Annotated in this window: 14 protein-coding genes; 7 read left to right on the top strand and 7 right to left on the bottom strand. The window is 43.1% G+C overall.

Annotation, left to right across the window (positions count from 1 at the left end):
* Positions 1 to 30: 30 nt before the first annotated feature.
* From ACFPA1_RS04355 to ACFPA1_RS04345, 3 genes are read left to right on the top strand one after another with little or no spacing between them, the layout of a single operon-like run.
* Positions 31 to 2,376: a xanthine dehydrogenase family protein molybdopterin-binding subunit gene (locus ACFPA1_RS04355; RefSeq protein ID WP_378581469.1), complete on the top strand. Its 2,346-nt coding sequence runs from the start codon at positions 31 to 33 to the stop codon at positions 2,374 to 2,376.
* Positions 2,373 to 3,212 carry an FAD binding domain-containing protein gene (locus ACFPA1_RS04350; RefSeq protein WP_378581467.1) on the top strand — a complete coding sequence of 280 codons (840 nt, stop codon included), beginning with the start codon at positions 2,373 to 2,375 and terminating at the stop codon, positions 3,210 to 3,212. Before ACFPA1_RS04355 ends, ACFPA1_RS04350 begins: the two co-directional genes overlap by 4 nt.
* Positions 3,209 to 3,697: a (2Fe-2S)-binding protein gene (locus ACFPA1_RS04345; protein ID WP_213140433.1), complete on the top strand. Its 489-nt coding sequence runs from the start codon at positions 3,209 to 3,211 to the stop codon at positions 3,695 to 3,697. Before ACFPA1_RS04350 ends, ACFPA1_RS04345 begins: the two co-directional genes overlap by 4 nt.
* A 49-nt stretch (positions 3,698 to 3,746) precedes the next feature.
* On the opposite strand, the gene ACFPA1_RS04340 is transcribed toward ACFPA1_RS04345, so the two are convergent.
* Positions 3,747 to 4,133 (bottom strand): hypothetical protein, encoded by a 387-nt coding sequence (locus ACFPA1_RS04340; protein WP_213140434.1) that lies wholly within the window; start codon positions 4,131 to 4,133, stop codon positions 3,747 to 3,749.
* 178 nt (positions 4,134 to 4,311) lie between these two features.
* Here ACFPA1_RS04340 and ACFPA1_RS04335 point away from each other — a divergent pair, with 178 nt between their 5' ends.
* Together ACFPA1_RS04335 and ACFPA1_RS04330 are read left to right on the top strand one after the other, a co-directional pair.
* Positions 4,312 to 6,375 (top strand): peptidoglycan D,D-transpeptidase FtsI family protein, encoded by a 2,064-nt coding sequence (locus ACFPA1_RS04335; RefSeq protein ID WP_378581465.1) that lies wholly within the window; start codon positions 4,312 to 4,314, stop codon positions 6,373 to 6,375.
* An 84-nt stretch (positions 6,376 to 6,459) separates the two neighbouring features.
* Positions 6,460 to 8,027, top strand: a protein-coding gene (locus ACFPA1_RS04330; protein ID WP_378581463.1) for an IS3 family transposase whose coding sequence is annotated in 2 segments (ribosomal slippage) — positions 6,460 to 7,090 and positions 7,090 to 8,027 — 1,569 coding nt in all. Because the reading frame shifts where the segments join, the coding sequence is not laid out codon by codon here.
* A gap of 61 nt (positions 8,028 to 8,088) precedes the next feature.
* On the opposite strand, the gene ACFPA1_RS04325 is transcribed toward ACFPA1_RS04330, so the two are convergent.
* The 4 genes from ACFPA1_RS04325 to ACFPA1_RS04310 are packed head-to-tail and all read right to left on the bottom strand — an operon-like array spanning position 8,089 to position 12,775.
* Positions 8,089 to 8,544 (bottom strand): (2Fe-2S)-binding protein, encoded by a 456-nt coding sequence (locus tag ACFPA1_RS04325; protein ID WP_213115979.1) that lies wholly within the window; start codon positions 8,542 to 8,544, stop codon positions 8,089 to 8,091.
* 15 nt (positions 8,545 to 8,559) lie between these two features.
* Entirely contained in the window at positions 8,560 to 9,399 is an 840-nt protein-coding gene (locus ACFPA1_RS04320) for an FAD binding domain-containing protein (RefSeq protein ID WP_378581461.1), read from the bottom strand.
* The gene (locus tag ACFPA1_RS04315; RefSeq protein WP_378581459.1) at positions 9,386 to 11,716 is read right to left on the bottom strand and encodes a xanthine dehydrogenase family protein molybdopterin-binding subunit; all 2,331 of its coding nucleotides are present in this window, start codon (positions 11,714 to 11,716) and stop codon (positions 9,386 to 9,388) included. The genes ACFPA1_RS04320 and ACFPA1_RS04315 overlap by 14 nt, the downstream gene beginning before the upstream one ends.
* Before the next feature lie 54 nt (positions 11,717 to 11,770).
* Complete coding sequence (locus ACFPA1_RS04310) at positions 11,771 to 12,775, bottom strand: XdhC family protein (RefSeq protein WP_378581457.1); 1,005 nt, start codon at positions 12,773 to 12,775, stop codon at positions 11,771 to 11,773.
* A 190-nt stretch (positions 12,776 to 12,965) separates the two neighbouring features.
* On the opposite strand from ACFPA1_RS04310, the gene ACFPA1_RS04305 reads away from it, so the two are divergent.
* On the top strand, positions 12,966 to 14,288 hold the full coding sequence (locus ACFPA1_RS04305) for an MFS transporter (protein ID WP_378581858.1): 1,323 nt from the start codon (positions 12,966 to 12,968) through the stop codon (positions 14,286 to 14,288).
* A gap of 37 nt (positions 14,289 to 14,325) precedes the next feature.
* Here ACFPA1_RS04305 and ACFPA1_RS04300 read toward each other — a convergent pair whose 3' ends face one another.
* Positions 14,326 to 14,493, bottom strand: a complete 168-nt coding sequence (locus tag ACFPA1_RS04300) for a hypothetical protein (RefSeq protein WP_378581455.1) — start codon at positions 14,491 to 14,493, stop codon at positions 14,326 to 14,328.
* 273 nt (positions 14,494 to 14,766) lie between these two features.
* Positions 14,767 to 15,546, bottom strand: coding sequence for an NlpC/P60 family protein (locus ACFPA1_RS04295; protein ID WP_378581453.1), 780 nt, complete (start codon positions 15,544 to 15,546; stop codon positions 14,767 to 14,769).
* Positions 15,547 to 15,904: 358 nt separating this feature from the next.
* On the opposite strand from ACFPA1_RS04295, the gene ACFPA1_RS04290 reads away from it, so the two are divergent.
* A complete protein-coding gene (locus ACFPA1_RS04290; protein WP_378581451.1) occupies positions 15,905 to 17,092 on the top strand; it encodes a TIGR04053 family radical SAM/SPASM domain-containing protein in 1,188 nt (395 codons plus the stop codon).
* Positions 17,093 to 17,122: the final 30 nt, after the last annotated feature.

Raw genomic sequence — 17,122 nt, 5'->3', positions numbered from 1 at the left:
TTATTTCCTTACTCCAAGGAGGGCAATAATATGCAGGAAAACATTTGGATGTCGGTCGGAAAGCCTGAGCATCGAATAGATGCTTTGGAAAAGGCTTCAGGCAACATCAAATACCTGGCCGATTATTCCGCGCCCGGACTTGCCCATGCGAAATTAGTTACAAGTACTCATGCCCATGCCAAAATTAACGCAGTAGATGTTACAGAAGCCTGGAAGGTATCTGGAGTTCGAGCGATTGTGACCGGCGACATGTTCCCATTTCATATTGGCCCGATACTCGCAGATCGCCCACCGCTTGCTTATGAAAAAGTACGCTATTATGGCGAACCTATCGCCATTGTAGTGGCTGATCATGAATATCAGGCAAAAAAAGCGGCTGGCCTTGTTAAGGTCTACTATGAACCACTGCCGATTGTTAATTCCGTTAAGGAAGCATTTCAGAGCGGCGCACCCCTAATCCATGAAAAATCAGGACAGTATATGAAAATTATCAGTAATGTTTATCCTGTTCAAGGAACAAATATCGGAAGCCATATCAAAATCCGCAAAGGTGATTTCATAACCGCTTGGGAAAACTGTGAAGTGAAAATAAAAGAAACCTATTCTTTTAACCTTTCAGACCATGCCGCTCTAGAACCACGCTGTACAAGAGTGGAAATTAGCCCAAACGGGAAGGTTATTGTCCATTCCACCACCCAGTCGCCCTATACGATAAAAAAGGTGTTAAATCAGTTTTTTAATATTGAGGTTGGTAATGTTGTCGTTCACGTCCCAATGCTTGGCGGTGCTTTTGGCGGTAAAGGAACCGTTCAATTAGAACCGCTTGCTTATCTGGCCTCAAAGGCGGTAGGCGGGAAAATGGTTAAACTTGAGTATGACCGGGAAGAAGATTTAATAACAGCCCCCTGCCATATTGGCTTAGAGGCTACGATTTCTCTTGGAGCTGATAAAGACGGCAGACTTATTGCAGGGCAATATAACTTTTTAATTGATTCAGGTGCCTATACTGATCAGGCTGCCGGGATTACTAGAGCCATGGCTCTTGATTGTACAGGTCCATACAACATACCAAACGTTTGGTGTGACTCCTATTGTATGTATACAAACCATCCTTTTGCGACATCCTTCAGAGGTTACGCACATCCAGAGCTGACTTTTGCTGTGGAGCGGACGATGGACCAGCTTGCCAAAAATTTAAATATCGATCCGATTGAGCTACGAAAAAGAAATATCATCAAGCCGGGCGATACGAGCCCTACACAGACTGTCATTACTGCGAGTAATATTGGCGATGCGGAAAAATGTATGGAAAGGGCGAAGGAACTCATTCAATGGGATCAAGGTCAGCGGCTTGAAACCAACAATGGCAAGGTGGTAACAAAGGGCATCAGTATCTTTTGGAAAACTTCGACAACCGCAACAAATGCGCAGTCAGGTGCCATCCTGACTTTTGAATCGGATGGCAGCGTTAATTTAAATTGTGCTGCGATTGAATTGGGACAGGGCACTAAAACAATCCTGGCACAAATGGCAGCGGAACGTTTAAAGATGGAACTAAATAAAGTCCACGTTACAATGGAGGTCAATACCCAAAATGATCCGCATCAGTGGCGAACAGTTGCTAGCAGTACCACATTTTTAGCAGGCCGGGCAGTTATAGCAGCTTGTGATGATGCTATTTCACAGCTCAAAAAAACAGCTTCAATCGCAATGGAATGTTCTGCCGAGGATTTAGAAGTCGGCGGCGGCCGGGTATATTTAAAACCAAACCCGGAATATGGCATAAAAATCGAAGATATTGCCCTTGGATATAAATATCCCAATGGCCATGCAGTTGAAGGACAAGTAGTCGGGCACGGGAGATATGTCCAAAGACATCTAACCCCGATGGATAAGGAAACAGGCTTCGGAAAGCCCGGCCCCTGGTGGTCAGTTGGAGCCCAGGCAGTTGAAGTGGAATGGGATTCCAAAGACTGTACGTACAAAATTTTAAAAGCAGTAACAGTGCTCGACGGCGGCAGAATCATTAACCCCGCAACGGCCACACAGCAAATGCGGGGCGGCATGTATTTAGGACTTAGTTTTGCCAGTCATGAAGCGTTTATTTTTGACGAAAAGGGAATAGTCCAAAATCCGCAATTACGAACCTATCAAATCATGAGGTTTGGCGATCAGCCAGTAGAATACCTTGTTGATTTCGTGGAAACACCTGCAATTGATGGCCCATTTGGGGCAAGGGGAATTGGCGAATATGGAGTAATTGGCATGGCTGGTGCCTTGGCAAATGCGCTTTCTTCTGCTGCAGAAGTGGATTTAAACCATTTGCCGTTAATCCCCGAACTGATCTGGAGGACCCGGGAGGAAAAGCTGAAATGATCCCATTTGAATTTGAATATTATAAGCCTGCTTCCATTCAAGAAGCTGTTCAGACCTTTAAATCCCTCCAGAATCAGGGAAAAACCGTTATATATTATAATGGGGGCACAGAATTCATTACTTTTTCCAGGATCAATAAGATGACAGCAGAAGCAGTTATTGACCTAAAAGGAATTCCGGATTGCAATGTAATAGAATTCCAGGGAGAGGAACTTGTCATCGGCTCTTCCCTCTCATTAAACAAAATTTCGGAAACAGACCTATATCCTTTGCTAAGTCAAACAATAAAACGGGTAGCTGACCATACTTCACGTAATAAAATTACACTTGGTGGAAATCTGAACAGCCGCCTTATCTATCGGGAATGCCTTTTACCCCTTTTAGTAGCGGATGCAAAGATAAAAATAGCTGGTGATGAGGGTGAGACAACCCTGCCGCTAAACGATATTTTCGATAAGGAAATCAAGCTAAATCCAAGTCAATTCATCGTCCAGATACTGATTAACAAAACAAATGTCAATCTCCCATTTGTCAGCCTGAAAAAAACGAAAATTTCTAAAATAGGCTATCCAATTGTTTCGCTCGCGGCTGTTGAAAAGGACAAGCAGATCCTGGCGGCACTCAGCGGAGTTTGTGAATTCCCGTTCCGGTCAAGCGAAATGGAGGCTGCTTTAAATGATACCTCCCTTTCAATTGATGAACGAATTGATAAAGCGCTCTCCCGTTTGCCTGCGCAGATTATCGAAGATATTCAAGCCTCAGCCGCATACCGTCAATTTGTACTAAAAAATACCCTTAGGGAAATGCTGGATAATTTGGAGGCTGCAAAGGCATGAACACAAATGGTACGGAAAAAACAATCGTAAAATTACATGTAAACGGTGATTCAAAAGATGTTATGGTTCGGTCCGCAGATACCTTGCTGGAAACACTGAGGGAAGAGCTTGGCTTAACCGGTGCTAAGCGTGCCTGTCAAAATGGGGACTGTGGGGCCTGCACGGTTTTAATTAATGGTGAACCACAGCACGCCTGCCTATCTCTAACGGTAGAAACAGTCAATCAACCGGTTACTACTATAGAAGCGCTGATGAATTCGCCGATTCAAAAGATATTTGTCGAAAAATGGGCCATTCAATGTGGATTTTGTACACCTGGCTTTATTTTAAACTGCCACGCCCTATCAGCTAAACATCCAGATGCAGATGATACAACCATCGAGGAATGGATGCAATCCAATCTCTGCCGTTGCACAGGATACCAGGAAATCCGCGATGCGGTCAAAACAGTACTGCAGAATAACAAAAATGATTTTGCCTCTTAAAAAATAAAACCCAGCTTAATGTGATCCATAAGCTGGGTTTAACTATCATTCATCCTTTTTTGAAGCTGTTATTGGTAGTATTCAGCGATTCAATCAAACTTAGGGTTTGCGAGGCCTGTTCAATCTGCTGCTGAACCTGCTCCAATTGCTGCTGCTGAGCTGTAGCAGCCTGGGTTACAGCTGTACCCTGCATCAAATCAAGCTGTTGGACGGCCTGCTGAAGCTTTTGTTGTGCTTGCTGCATGCTTTGTGGATTTGCCATTGAAACATTTTGCTGAATGGTTTGCGAAGCTTCCTGCATAGTTTGCAATGCCTGTTTCTTTTGTGCCTGAAATTGCTGCTCCATGGCAGGCTGGTTTTCCTGCAGCTGCTGAGTCGCTTGCTGCATTTTCTGCAGTTGATCCATTTGGGATTGCCTTTGCTGCTGTTTTTTCACAACCACTGCACCCTTTCTTAATAGTTGTCTATACGTAGTTTTCTAAATTTAACATGATAATATCCAAATGGATCATTTCACATTATGAAAATAATTTACCAATATATTCGTTATGCGCCTTTTTACAATAAGGCATAATAATTTTAACAATTCGTAGGAAAAAGGAAGTGAAAGCTAATTGGAGAAGGAAAAAAAGAAAAAATCCCACTTTCCCTTTCGTTTAAATTTCCTTTTTTTCAGTGTGTTTTTATTATTTTCCATCCTCATCCTAAGGCTTGGCTTTGTTCAGATTGTCTATGGAGAAAATTTCAAGAGGGATTTGGAACGAAAAGAAGGAATTACAGTAAGTAACCCTGTCCCAAGAGGGAAAATGCTTGACCGCAATTACCGAGTTATCGTGGATAATATCCCTAAGAGTGCCATTACCTTCAGCAACGAAGGATTTACGCTAACAGAAATGCTTGAAACAGCTGAGAAATTAGGAAAACTAATCGATAAAAATACAGATAAGCTAACTGACAAAAATAAAAAGGATTATTGGATTATAAAAAATCCAAAGCAAGCCGATGCGAAAATCACCAGAGAAGAAAAGGAATTGTTTGCTGCAAAAAAATTAATGGATCAGGATTTATATAAATTAAAACTGGAACGTATAACTGATGCGGACATGAATCTATCCAAAGAGGAACTAGAGGCAGCAGCCATATTCCGAGAATTTACAAGCGGGTATAAATTCACTTCACAGCTTGTAAAAAATGAAAATGTCAGTGATGGGGAATACGCAGTTGTCAGCGAAAATCTCGAGTCCCTTCCTGGCGTAGATACGACCACCGATTGGGAGCGGTCCTACCCTTTTGATTACACACTGAGGTCTGTCCTTGGCAAGGTGACCAATTCGGATGAAGGACTCCCGGCCGATCAATTGGATTATTTTTTAGCAAGAGGATACAGCCGCAATGACCGGGTTGGCAAAAGCCAACTGGAACTGCAGTATGAGGAAGTATTAAGGGGATATAAAACAAAAGTTAAAAATGTAACCGATAAAGCCGGAAGGGTCATTGAATCGCGTCCTGTTTCAGACGGCCAAAAAGGGAAAGACCTTGTCTTAACCATTGACATGGACCTGCAAAAAGCGATTGACCAGATTATTGAAGAAGAACTCTGGGCTGCCAAAAAGATGCCAGGTACTGCCTTAACAGACAGGGCTTATGTTGTTTTAATGAATCCCTTTACAGGCGAAATATTGGCCATGTCCGGAAAAAAAATCGTCAAGGATTCTTCCGGGAGAAAAGCAATGGAGGATGATGCCCTTGGCACGTTTACAACTACATATAATGTCGGTTCCACGGTGAAAGGGGCAACTGTCTTAACCGGATATAAAACGGGAGCGATTACACCGGGAACATTATTTGATGATGCCGGAATTAAAATTAAAGACACTCCGCTTAAAAAGTCTTATGCCTATTTAGGAAGATTAAATGAAATTCAGGCGTTAAAAAAGTCCTCGAACGTATATATGTTTCATACAGCGTTAAGAATTGGAAACGCGCATTATGAATACGATCAACCATTAAATCTAAAAAATCTGCAAGCGTTTGAAACCATCAGAAATTCCTTCGCTTCATTTGGCCTTGGGACAAGAACGGGTATTGATTTGCCAAATGAGCAAACTGGATTTAAAGGAATGAGCAGGCTTCCAGGGTATTTGCTCGATCTGGTCATCGGGCAGTATGATACCTATTCAGCTATGCAGCTTGCCCAATATGTTTCGACCATCGCCAATGGCGGCTATCGGATGCAGCCACATGTCGTGAAGGAAATCCGCCGGCCTGCTTCGGGAACGGAGGAGCTGGGTTCCGTGGCACAGGAAATTTCTCCTGTCGTTTTAAATACAATTGATGCCAAAAAGGAGTGGCTGAACCGAGTACAGACGGGCTTTCGCAAAGTCATGCAGGAACCGGGCGGTACGGCTTTTAAATTTTTCGAAGGTGCTGCATATGCACCTGCCGGAAAAACCGGTACTGCGGAAGCCTTTTATGATGGGCCATTAAGAAGCCGCTTTGGAGAGATTCCTCCATCAGTTATGAATCTGAGCCTCGTCAGTTACGCTCCAAGTACTAATCCTGAGGTGGCGATGGCTGTTTTAGTTCCATGGGCGTTTCAAGGAGATGAAGATAACAAGGCTAATTTAAAAATTGGCCGAAGAGTTTTGGATACCTACTTCCAATTGAAAAACCGATAAGGGTAAAGGGTGCTCTGATATGCTCCCAATAAGGTAGACAGATGAAATAATAAAAATCTGTTTACTTTATTGGGGGCTTGTTCTATGGCAAAAAGTGCTTATACTGCACGAGAAAAATATGAGTTAATTATGGCGTATGAGGACAGGCAAACTTCAGCTAGAGATTTTTGTAGTCAACACAATATATCTAGAAAAACCATAGAAAGATGGATTTATTTATATTGCACATATGGAATGGATGGACTTCAAGAGGCAACTGGATGGAAACGATACTCAAAAGAGGTAAAAACAGCTGCCGTTCTTGATTACCTTTCCGGGGCCTATTCTTTGACTGATGTTATACAAAAATATGAAATATCAAGCCACTCAGTGTTGGAAAAGTGGATAAGGAATTATAATGATCATAGAGAATTAAAAGACACGCAAAGGATGAGTAACTCTATGATCAAAGGTCGGTCTACTTCGCTTGAAGAACGTTTGGAAATTGTGATGTATTGTCTTCAGAACGGAAAAAATTATAACCAAGCATCAGAGCACTTTAAAGTCTCATATCAACAGGTGTATCAATGGGTAAAGAAGTATGAGAAAGAAGGAGAAACTGGTCTAAAAGATAATCGAGGTAGAAGTAAGTCAGATCTAGAGTTAACTACCGAGGAAAAGATTCAACGTGAAATGAAGCGGTTGGAGCAGGAAAATGAACGTCTCCGGGCAGAAAATGCATTCTTAAAAAAGTTAGAGGAACTCGAAAGGAGGCGTTTAAAGAAGCGTCCTTAAGCCACACCCGATTTACGGATAAATACGTAGCTATACAGGAACTTCATAAAGAAGAGAACTTTTCTATTGTACTATTATGTGAGATTGCGAGAATTTCACGTGCAGCCTACTATAAGTGGCGCGATCGCTCTCCCTCAGAAAACGAGAAGTTGAATGAAGAAATTTTGAAGGAGATAATCCACCTATATAACAAAGTGGATGGCATATATGGATATCGCCGAATTACAATGAACCTGAATCGTAGCTTACCAAAGGCAATTAACCATAAACGTGTGTATCGATTGATGGGAATTGCCGGACTTCAGGCGATTATTCGACGTAAGCGCAAAAATTATAAGCCTAGTACTCCACAACATGTGGCAGAGAATGTATTAAATAGAGATTTCAACGCAGAGAAGCCAAATGAAAAATGGCTGACTGATGTCACTGAAATGAAGTTTGGAGCATCACAGAAGGCTTATTTAAGTGCGATTTTAGATTTACATGATGGGTCTATAGTAAGCTTTGTATTAGGGACTTCAAATAATAATCCGTTAGTGTTTAAAACCCTTGATCTAGCGTTGGAGGCTAACCCAGGTGCCTGCCCTCTTCTACACAGTGACAGGGGATTTCAATACACTTCGCCTGCATTTAAAAGAAAAATTGAAAAGGCAAAAATGGTGCAAAGTATGTCGAGAGTCGGAAGGTGTATTGATAACGGACCAATGGAGGCATTTTGGGGAACCTTAAAATGTGAAAAGTATTACCTAAATAAATACAGTACTTTTGAAGAGTTGAAAAAAGACATTGAGGATTACATAAACTTTTATAATTATGAAAGATTACAAAAAAGATTAAACGGCCTTAGCCCCCTAGAATACAGAGCTAAAGCCGCTTAAAATCGTTTTTTTATTTCCACTGTCTACTTGACAGGGGGCAGTTCACTCCTTAAGCACCCTTTTATTTTTTCTCTAATACACTTTTTACTGCCTTCTCAATTTCAGCATAACCGGTGCACCGACAAATATTTGATTCAAGCCATTCCTTGATCGTATCATCTCCCGCATCTGGATGCTGTTTAATTAGTGCATGGCAGTTCATGATAAAGCCTGGTGTACAATATCCGCATTGAAAGGCGAAATTTTCTACAAAGGCTTTTTGGATAGGTGTATCCTTTAACCCTTCAATTGTCGTTACCTCTTTTCCAATCGCCTCAACGGCCAGCATCAAGCATGATTTCATCGGCCAGCCATCCACATTTACCGAACATGCCCCGCAATCACCATTTAAACAGCCTGGTTTAGCGCCTGTCAGCCCGAGTCTTCCGCGCAGTACAAATAAAAGGGTGTCCGCAAATCTGGCGGTCACCATCCGCTTATCTCCATTAACATTCAATGGAAAAGTGTGCAGGCTCATTAAAAGCTCCCCCTTTTACACTGTCATTCCATCCAAAGCTCGAAGGATATCAATAAACAAATTCTTTAATACAAATAGGCGGTATTCAGCCGATCCTTCAATATCATTTAAAATCGGCCGAGGCAAAACAGTAAGTGCTCTTTCGACTCTTTCTTCTCCCGTCACTCCCTGTCTGTTTAATGCTTCCTCCATTTCCCTTGAACGGAATGGAAACGGGCAAAGTCCGCTAATGGCGACGCGAATTTCCCTATCGATTTTGAGAGCTGTAATGGTAATCAGCGGATAGCCTGTATCCCACTGTTGACGCCGTTTTATGCTGATAAAAGGTGCCTCGACAAACCTTCTTTCAGTGGCTAATTGAACGAGAAATTCTCCTTTTTCCAACTGAAGTTCCTTGTTAAAAACATCATGAATAAATGCGGTTTTCACACCTTTAGGGCCAATAAGAACTACCTGGCTATCTGCTAATAAAAACGGCAGTACTGCCTCCCGATAAAAAATTTGTCCGCATATATTCCCTCCCACTGTTATTTTTCCACGGGCGGTGTGATCGGCAATTTCACTTGAGGTCTTTGTTAAGAGCGGGAAAGGGTTTGCCTCTTCGATATTTGTTAAAGACAGGGTACTTCCTAAAACCAAGTAATCCCCATCCATCTCTATAACTCTACCTTCTGCTATCCCCTTAATATCAATAACAGCATCGGCATGAGCCAAATCAATTCTTCCAAGTGTAATCAGCTCCGTTCCACCGGAAAAAAACATCGGCTTCTTTCCTTGCTGTGCCAAGTATTGGTATAATTCAACAGCTTCACTGAGCGATTGCGGCCTGTAATAATCAAAATCAAATGGAAGCATTTCTTGCTGCCTCCTTTGCCTTCCATACTAATTCTGGAATGAGCGGCAAATGGTGCAGGGATACTCCCGCCGCCAGTGACAATGCATTCCCGAGTGCTCCAGGCATCCCCATCAGCCCATGCTCTCCAACACCACGGGCACCGTATGCGGAATCAAGGGCAGGCGTTTCTACAAAGCCAACTAAAAACTCAGGGTTTTCGCCGTAGCGAAGGGGACGATACGTACGCAGCTGAGGATTTAGAACTCTGCCAAGCTCATCAAAATAAAAGGTTTCTCTGCCGGCAAAAGCGAGCCCCATGCTCATCGCTCCCATTACCTGGCCGAGGGCTGCTTTCTCATTCATTACTTTCCCGATATCGACAACCGTACAGGCCTTAACCAGTCGGTAGGTATAATCCCGGCGGTCAAATTCAATTTCAACACCATAAGCCGCAGGCGTCCATTCCGGCCCTGGTTTTCCGGCGCCAGTCTCAGGATCTAAATGGCTAAGATGCCTTAATACAATATTGCCCTTGCCAATAATTTGTCCGCCAATGGCGTTCCCATTTGGATACAGATAGCCGTAGCCAATATCTTTGAAATGCAGTCCGATCGAAGGATCATCGCGTAAATATACCCGGCTTCCGCCCACCTCTAAATCTTGGATCGGCGCCCTTAACACGCAGGCTGCAATCTCTTTTAACTGGCGAATAACATTTTCTGCCGCCTCGAGCACCGCCCGGCCGCCCATATAGGTACCGCGGCTGGCCACCGTTTTCCAATGTTCAGGTGTAGTCTGCGTATCCACCTCCATCCGCACATGTATCTTGTCAACATCCATTTTCAACCGTTCAGCAAGAATCTGTGCGAGAACTGTTTTCGTCCCAGTACCAATTTCAATCACACCAGACATCAAATTGATGCTCCCGTCGCGGTTAAACGTCAAAATTACCCCTGAAGGTGCATCAGGGTCGATCGTTGATGTTTTCCAGCTGCAGCTTATCCCTTTTACCCTTACATACCGCTCATTTATTTCTTTTACGGGTCCTTCATTCCAATTAAACAGTTCTCTTAATTTCTCAATACATTTTCGCAGGTCCCCGACATTGCTTCTGTTCAAAAGAACCCTTGTCGGCGTTGTATCCCCTGGCTGAATGGCGTTGATATACCTGAGCTCCAGCGGGTCCATGTTTAATTTCCCGGCAAGGATATCCATGGTCCGCTCGATTGCAAAGGAAAGCTCTGAATGGCTGAAGCCCCTGAATGGTGCAGCATACGGGTGGTTTGTATACATACAATAGGAATCGCACCAGACATTATCAAGCTTATAGGGCCCGGTACAATCTGCCGCACCAGACCTTGTCAAATCAATCGCTTTATCGGAATAAGCGCCCCCATCCCATAAGTATTGAATCTCAGCAGCCCTTAGTTTCCCGTTGCGGTCAGCACCCAATTTTACGGTGGCATCCAGGCCGATATGGCACGGGGAGGTAAGTATATCTTCTTCTCTTGTATTTAAAAGCTTAACCGGTTTACCGCCGACTTCCTTTGAGGCAAGGTAGGCAAGCACCTCGAGCTGTACAGATGCCTTCCCGCCATAGGCACCGCCGACAAACGGGGTATGAACAATAATTTTTCCCATGTCCTCCCCAAAGTAATCGGCAATTAACCGTTTTGCCATAAAGGGCGCCTGTGAAGAGGTCATAATAATAATTTGTCCATCAGGCAAAATCTCTGCGGTCGAACACCTCGTTTCCATCGCTGCGTGATCGGACGGGGCAAATGAGAAACTGGCCTCCACCACAACCTCGCTTTCCGACCACCCCTTCTCCATATTCCCCTTTCTAATTTTGATATGAGTGGCAATATTGGTCCCAGGCACTGGATGGGAATCCTCTTCTTTTTTGTATTCACCCAACCGTTCATGGACCAAGGGGGCATCGCTTCTAAAAGCTTGGGTAGGCGAATTAACAACAGGCAATGGTTCATATTGAACATGAATCAAATCTGCAGCCGTTTTCGCCTGCCCAGGAGTATCTGCCACTACGAGGGCAACCGGTTCGCCGTGGTACCTTACCTTATCAACGGCAATTGGCGGCCGGTCGCGAATTGCCTCACCCGTCAACGGATAGCGTTTTCCCGCAATAATCGCCCTAACGCCCGGGACCTGCTGGGCCTTCGAGGTATCAATGCTGACAATTTTGGCATGGCCATATGGGCTGATGACCATTTTTGCTGACAGCATCCCGCTGGTTTGATAGTCATGTGTGTATCTGGCCCGGCCCGTTACTTTATCGAATGCTTCCTTGCGAATGACACTTTTACCGACAACCTCCAACTCGGGTCCCTCCCCCAACTCTATCTTTCTTTTTCTGAGTCCGGTAAATGCCGGCTAATCAGGTATGGTCCATAAGTGCTCTACTTTTTCACAGACTGGTTTTCGCCACGCTTCAATCATTTCCGCAATGATACTAATGGCAATTTCAGCTGGCCCCTTTGCCCCGATTGACAATCCGACCGGTGAATGAACCCATTCCGGAATCTTTTCTCCATTTAGGAGTCTTGCAGTTCTCTCTCTAGGTCCAAGAACCCCTAAGTATCTAATATTCTCATCTAGCAGCGGCCAGAGAATTTCCTGATCCCTTTGAAAATGATGTGTCATAATCACGACAAAATCATAGGGTGAAAAAGAGACATTCCGTAAAAGCTCCCTGGGGAACCCTATTAAAAGCTCGTCTGCTGCAGGAAAGTTTTGCTCCTGACAAAGCACTTCCCGCCAATCGCACACCGTAACGGAAAAACCGGTTTCTGCCGCCAAAGAAACGAGCGTTTTTGCATCCGGCCCCGCTCCAAAAACGATTAACCTTGGCTTTGGCAGATAAATGTGCTGAAAAATGACGCCATCTGTCATCAGCCCACTCTTAGAGGCAAAATTAATAATCGGAAATGAGCTTTCCCAACAGCCAAATGCTTCACCTTTTTCAGGAACAAAAACATACTCCCCCAAATGGCCCAAACTCTTTAACCCTGCCACCTTGATATTGTTATCGAGTAATTTTTTCACCAATTTCATATCTTCTTCTAACTTTCTGTTAATCGGCTCAAGCAAAATATCAATGGTTCCGTTGCAGCCCTTTCCCCAGCCGATGTCACCCTCCTCAGTCAAATCGTACCGGACAAGCTGGGGCTCTTCGCTTTCAAGCACTTTTTTTGCCCACTCCGCTAAATCAGCTTCCACACAGCCGGCACTTACCATCCCGACCTGGGTTCCGTCGTCCATAAAAATCATTGAAGATCCTTCTCTTTTATAGGCAGATCCCTTTACATCAACGATTGTTGCCAGCACTTTTTTTCTGGGATGGTTAAGTACATTGATAGTTTGAAAAAAATCCTCCATGACTCTCCCCCGCTTCAACACGTAAAGTCCTACCCTATTTATATGGCCGGGTAGGCTATTCCTAGAATGAAAATTCATTATTTAACGGCTAGAGACAGTGGGTTAAGGAAATGCTAAAACAAAAATACGGGAATGATTCGACTTGAAACAAACACGTGCGTTGTTTATAACTGGCGTTGCCTCGGGAACTATGCTGAATCCCCTAAATTCATCAATGATCGCCCTGGCCTTACATAGCATTCAGAAGGACTTCCAACTTTCCTTTTCAACCGTTTCCTGGTTAATTACCGCCTTCTATTTATCTAGTGCTGTAGCACAGCCGGTAACAGGAAAAATCGGAGATATCTTTGGGAGAAAAAACACCTTTTTGTTTGGACTAGTCCTTGTTGCCCTTTCCGCCATTGGCGCTCCCTTCTCTTCGACCTTCCTATTATTAGTGGTAATGAGATTAGTTCAATCGATTGGCAGCAGTGCGATTTATCCATCAGGGATGGCGTTAATCAGGGAGCATATTAAAGAGCGGCAAGCATCTGCACTCGCCGTTTTGTCTATTTTCGCTTCGGCAATGGTTGCGCTCGGACCGACGATCGGCGGCTTTTTAATTGTTTGGGGAGGTTGGCCGGCGATTTTTTGGGTGAACCTGCCTTTTGTTTTCCTTAGTTTCATGCTTGGCTGGCACATGTTTCCTAAGGATGTGAAAAAGGATAAGGAAACGGTTAAAAGGTTATTTTCCAACCTTGATTTTTGGGGAATGGTTTTTTTTGCTGCAGGAATGGTATTATTTTTATGGTTCTTGCTTTCCTTTGAAAAAAGTGTCCATTATTCAGCAGGGATTGGAGGCTTACTCTTTTTTGCTTTATTTGCATGGAGAGAATTGAAGGTTAAAGAACCATTTATTGATATTCGTATTTTTAAAACAAACCCTCAACTGACTTTGGTTTACGTGCAGTTTATTTTGTTAAATATCTTTTTTTATTGCTTATTTTTCGGTCTGCCTGCTTATTTTCAAGAGGCAATGGGACTGGGCGTAGAAAAAAGCGGCATGCTTATGCTGTTTATGTCGGGAGTCAGCATTATCATTTCAACGGTTGCAGGGAAATGGGCTGATAAATCCGGTGTGAATCAGCCCATTATGGCGGGGGCATTTTTATCAATTATCGGGGCGTGCGCATTTACATTCTTTTTTGTTGATGCCTCCTATATCGTGATTGGGATCCTGTTATCGATTATGGGGCTAAGCTATGGTATTGGCAATGTTGTGCTTCAAGTGGCGATGTTAAAGGAAAGTCCCAGAACCATAATCGGGACTACTTCCGGATTGTTTCAAACCTGCCGTTATCTAGGCTCGATTTTTTCCACCATCATTCTTGGCATGATATTTGGCGCTGAAGCCTCACCTGAAAAAATGAAAATCGTTGGCGGTATCATGATTATTCTCGGAACGATCAGCTTTTTAATAAGTGTATGGTTTTCTAAGCAATCATTACGATTCGGCAATTTTAAACAAGTCTGAAGAAAAGGAACAAGAGCTTCTTTTGGGCTTTGTTCCTTTATTTCTTGTCCATCAATTTCTTAATTTCTTCCCTTGGACTCCAGCAATTGAATTTATAGCTGGACTTTGTCTCATATCCCAAGCGTTTGCAAAAATAAAACATTCCTTCCGCTTTTTTCTCAGCTCTAAAATGCTGACAGGTGGCGCAGCAATGATAATCTTTCATCTAATTTTACTCCTCTTGAGAAGGTTTCTTAATCTATTAATTTTTCATTCATAATTTTTTCATATTTAACCATTATGCTAGTAACAGGTTCGATAATGAACCATTCAACCTCCGCCCCCTTTTAATAGATATTTGTTTTTGCCCGGCCTTTCTTGGCCGGGTATTTTTTTATGTATAGTATAATGGCAAAATATATTTTCATAAACGATTACTTTCTAATTTTTAGATAAAGAAAAGACCTTTACCGATATGAAAAGGTCTTTACTGTCTTTATTAAAACGCTGTTCGCGCACCAAGGTAGCGAGATTTCCAGTAGGTAAGGCTCATATCGCTGATGGTGACCCCTTTTGACCCTGCATTAATAAATTTATTGTCTCCAATGTAAATGCCTACATGCGTTGGACCTGGTGCATATGTTTCATAAAACACTAAATCGCCGGGTTTAGGACTTGTGATTGGAGTTAATCCGGACCACTGTGTCGCAGCCGTACGCGGAATGGATATCCCTACTTTATCAAACACGTATTTTGTAAAACCACTGCAATCAAATCCCGCAGGCGTATTTCCACCCCATAAATATGGAGTTCCAATCAATTTCTTCGCCTCGTCGACTACCAATTGCGCTTTTGAAACTGTTGGCGCAGGTGCTGGTGCCGGAGCTGGAGTAGGAGCTGCTGCTGTTTCCGGCACCCAAAGCTTCAGTACTTGTCCCACATAAATAGTGTCAGAAGTTAAATTATTGATAGATTTAAGCTGGGCAACTGATACATTGTTGTTGACGCCGATTCGGTAAAGAGTGTCACCCTTTTGAACTGTGTATTCATGAGAATGAGGAGCAATTAATGATAGTTTTTGATTTACGTAGATGGTATCGCTATTGAGGTTATTCCATGCTTTTAAGTCCGTAACTGAAAGATTGTTTGTGTGCGAGATTCTCCAAAGGGTATCGCCAGATTGAACCGTATAGGTCATTTCGTGGGCGCTTGCGGCTCCCGCATAAGAGGATAAGAAGATGCCGGCTGCCGTGACGGCTGTCAGTAGCTGTTTTTTCATTCTTGTTGCACTCCTTCAAGATATTTGTATTTACATGGTATCGAATAGTTTAGTTGGATAAAATGCCAAAGATATGGTTTACATGGAAGTCTTCTACACAATTGGAAATAAACAGGCCAAATATAACAAATGATAACTACTCTAAATTAGATTCAATCCTTGATTTTTTTACAGTTTTGCTATTTTCATATAACTATTTGTGACATCAATGTAACAAAATTGTAATAGTTAAAAGACATTACTAGTAATGTAGAAATATTGTAACAAAGCACCCATGCACTAGAAGACTACAATTTTATAATGAACCTATAGAACGTTTTCAAGGTTACAAAAATATCTATGAAACATGGTGATGAAAATGCAAGGATTTAGTAAGGGACATCCTCAAGAAATGGGTCACGGCCACCCGCAAGGTAGAGGAAAATCAATTGATTATGATCAAAATCCGTTTATTGTCATTTGGGAGGTTACTAGGGCCTGCCAACTAAAATGTGTACATTGCCGGGCAGATGCACAGCTAACACCAGACCCGCGGGAGCTGACTCACGAGGAAGGAATCAATCTCATTGATCAAATCTATGAAATAGACAACCCGATGCTTGTGTTCACCGGTGGGGATTGTATGATGAGGGAAGATTTGTTTGAGTTGGCTGACTATGCTATCAAAAAAGGTATGCGTGTTTCGATGACACCGAGTGCAACACCAAATGTCACCATCGAGAAAATGAAGCGTGCCAAAGAAGTCGGCCTTTCACGCTGGGGTTTCAGCCTTGATGGTCCGACACCGGAAATTCACGACCATTTTAGGGGCACTCCTGGTTCCTTTGAATTAACTCTTGAGAAAATAAAATACTTAAATGAATTACATATGCCGCTGCAAATTAACACGGTTATCTCACGATATAATTACGACCATCTAGAGCGAATGGCCGAGCTTGTCGGAGAACTTGGTGCTGTCATGTGGTATATCTTCCTGCTTGTTCCTACCGGAAGAGGACAATTGGATGCCTGCATTTCACCTGTTGAGCACGAAAAGGTTTTCCGCTGGCTCTATGATTTGAGCAAAACAGCGCCATATGATATCAAAACAACGGCTGCCCAGCATTACCGCCGGGTTGTCCTCCAACAGAAAACACGTGATCATTTGATTGAAAAAGGAGAAATTCGCTACGAGGATTCGATTACAACCGATTTCGCCTCGATGCATGATGGGCTGAAGCGGGCGCCAAAAGGCGTCAACGATGGAAATGGGTTTGTCTTCGTTTCCCATATTGGTGATGTGATGCCAAGCGGGCTTCTGCCGATTGTCGGCGGGAACATCCGCGAGGAGCCTTTGGCAAAGATTTATCGTGAGGCAAAAGTATTTAAAGAGCTTCGCCAGCCTGATAATTATAAAGGAAAATGCGGTATATGCGAATACAATAAAATCTGCGGCGGTTCCCGCTCCAGAACATATGCTGTCACCGGAGATTATTTAGAAAGTGAGCCATTCTGCGTTTATATCCCGCAAGCGATGCGTAACAAGGAAACAACACCTGTAATTTAATGAAGTATAAAAAGGGCCTTCCGTGTGGGA

The organism is Neobacillus sp. GCM10023253, from assembly GCF_042653105.1.
GTDB classification, from domain to species: Bacteria; Bacillota; Bacilli; order Bacillales; family Cytobacillaceae; genus Neobacillus; species Neobacillus citreus.
The sequence above is the reverse complement of the archived record's forward strand: the minus strand, read 5'-3'. Positions and strand labels throughout refer to the sequence as shown.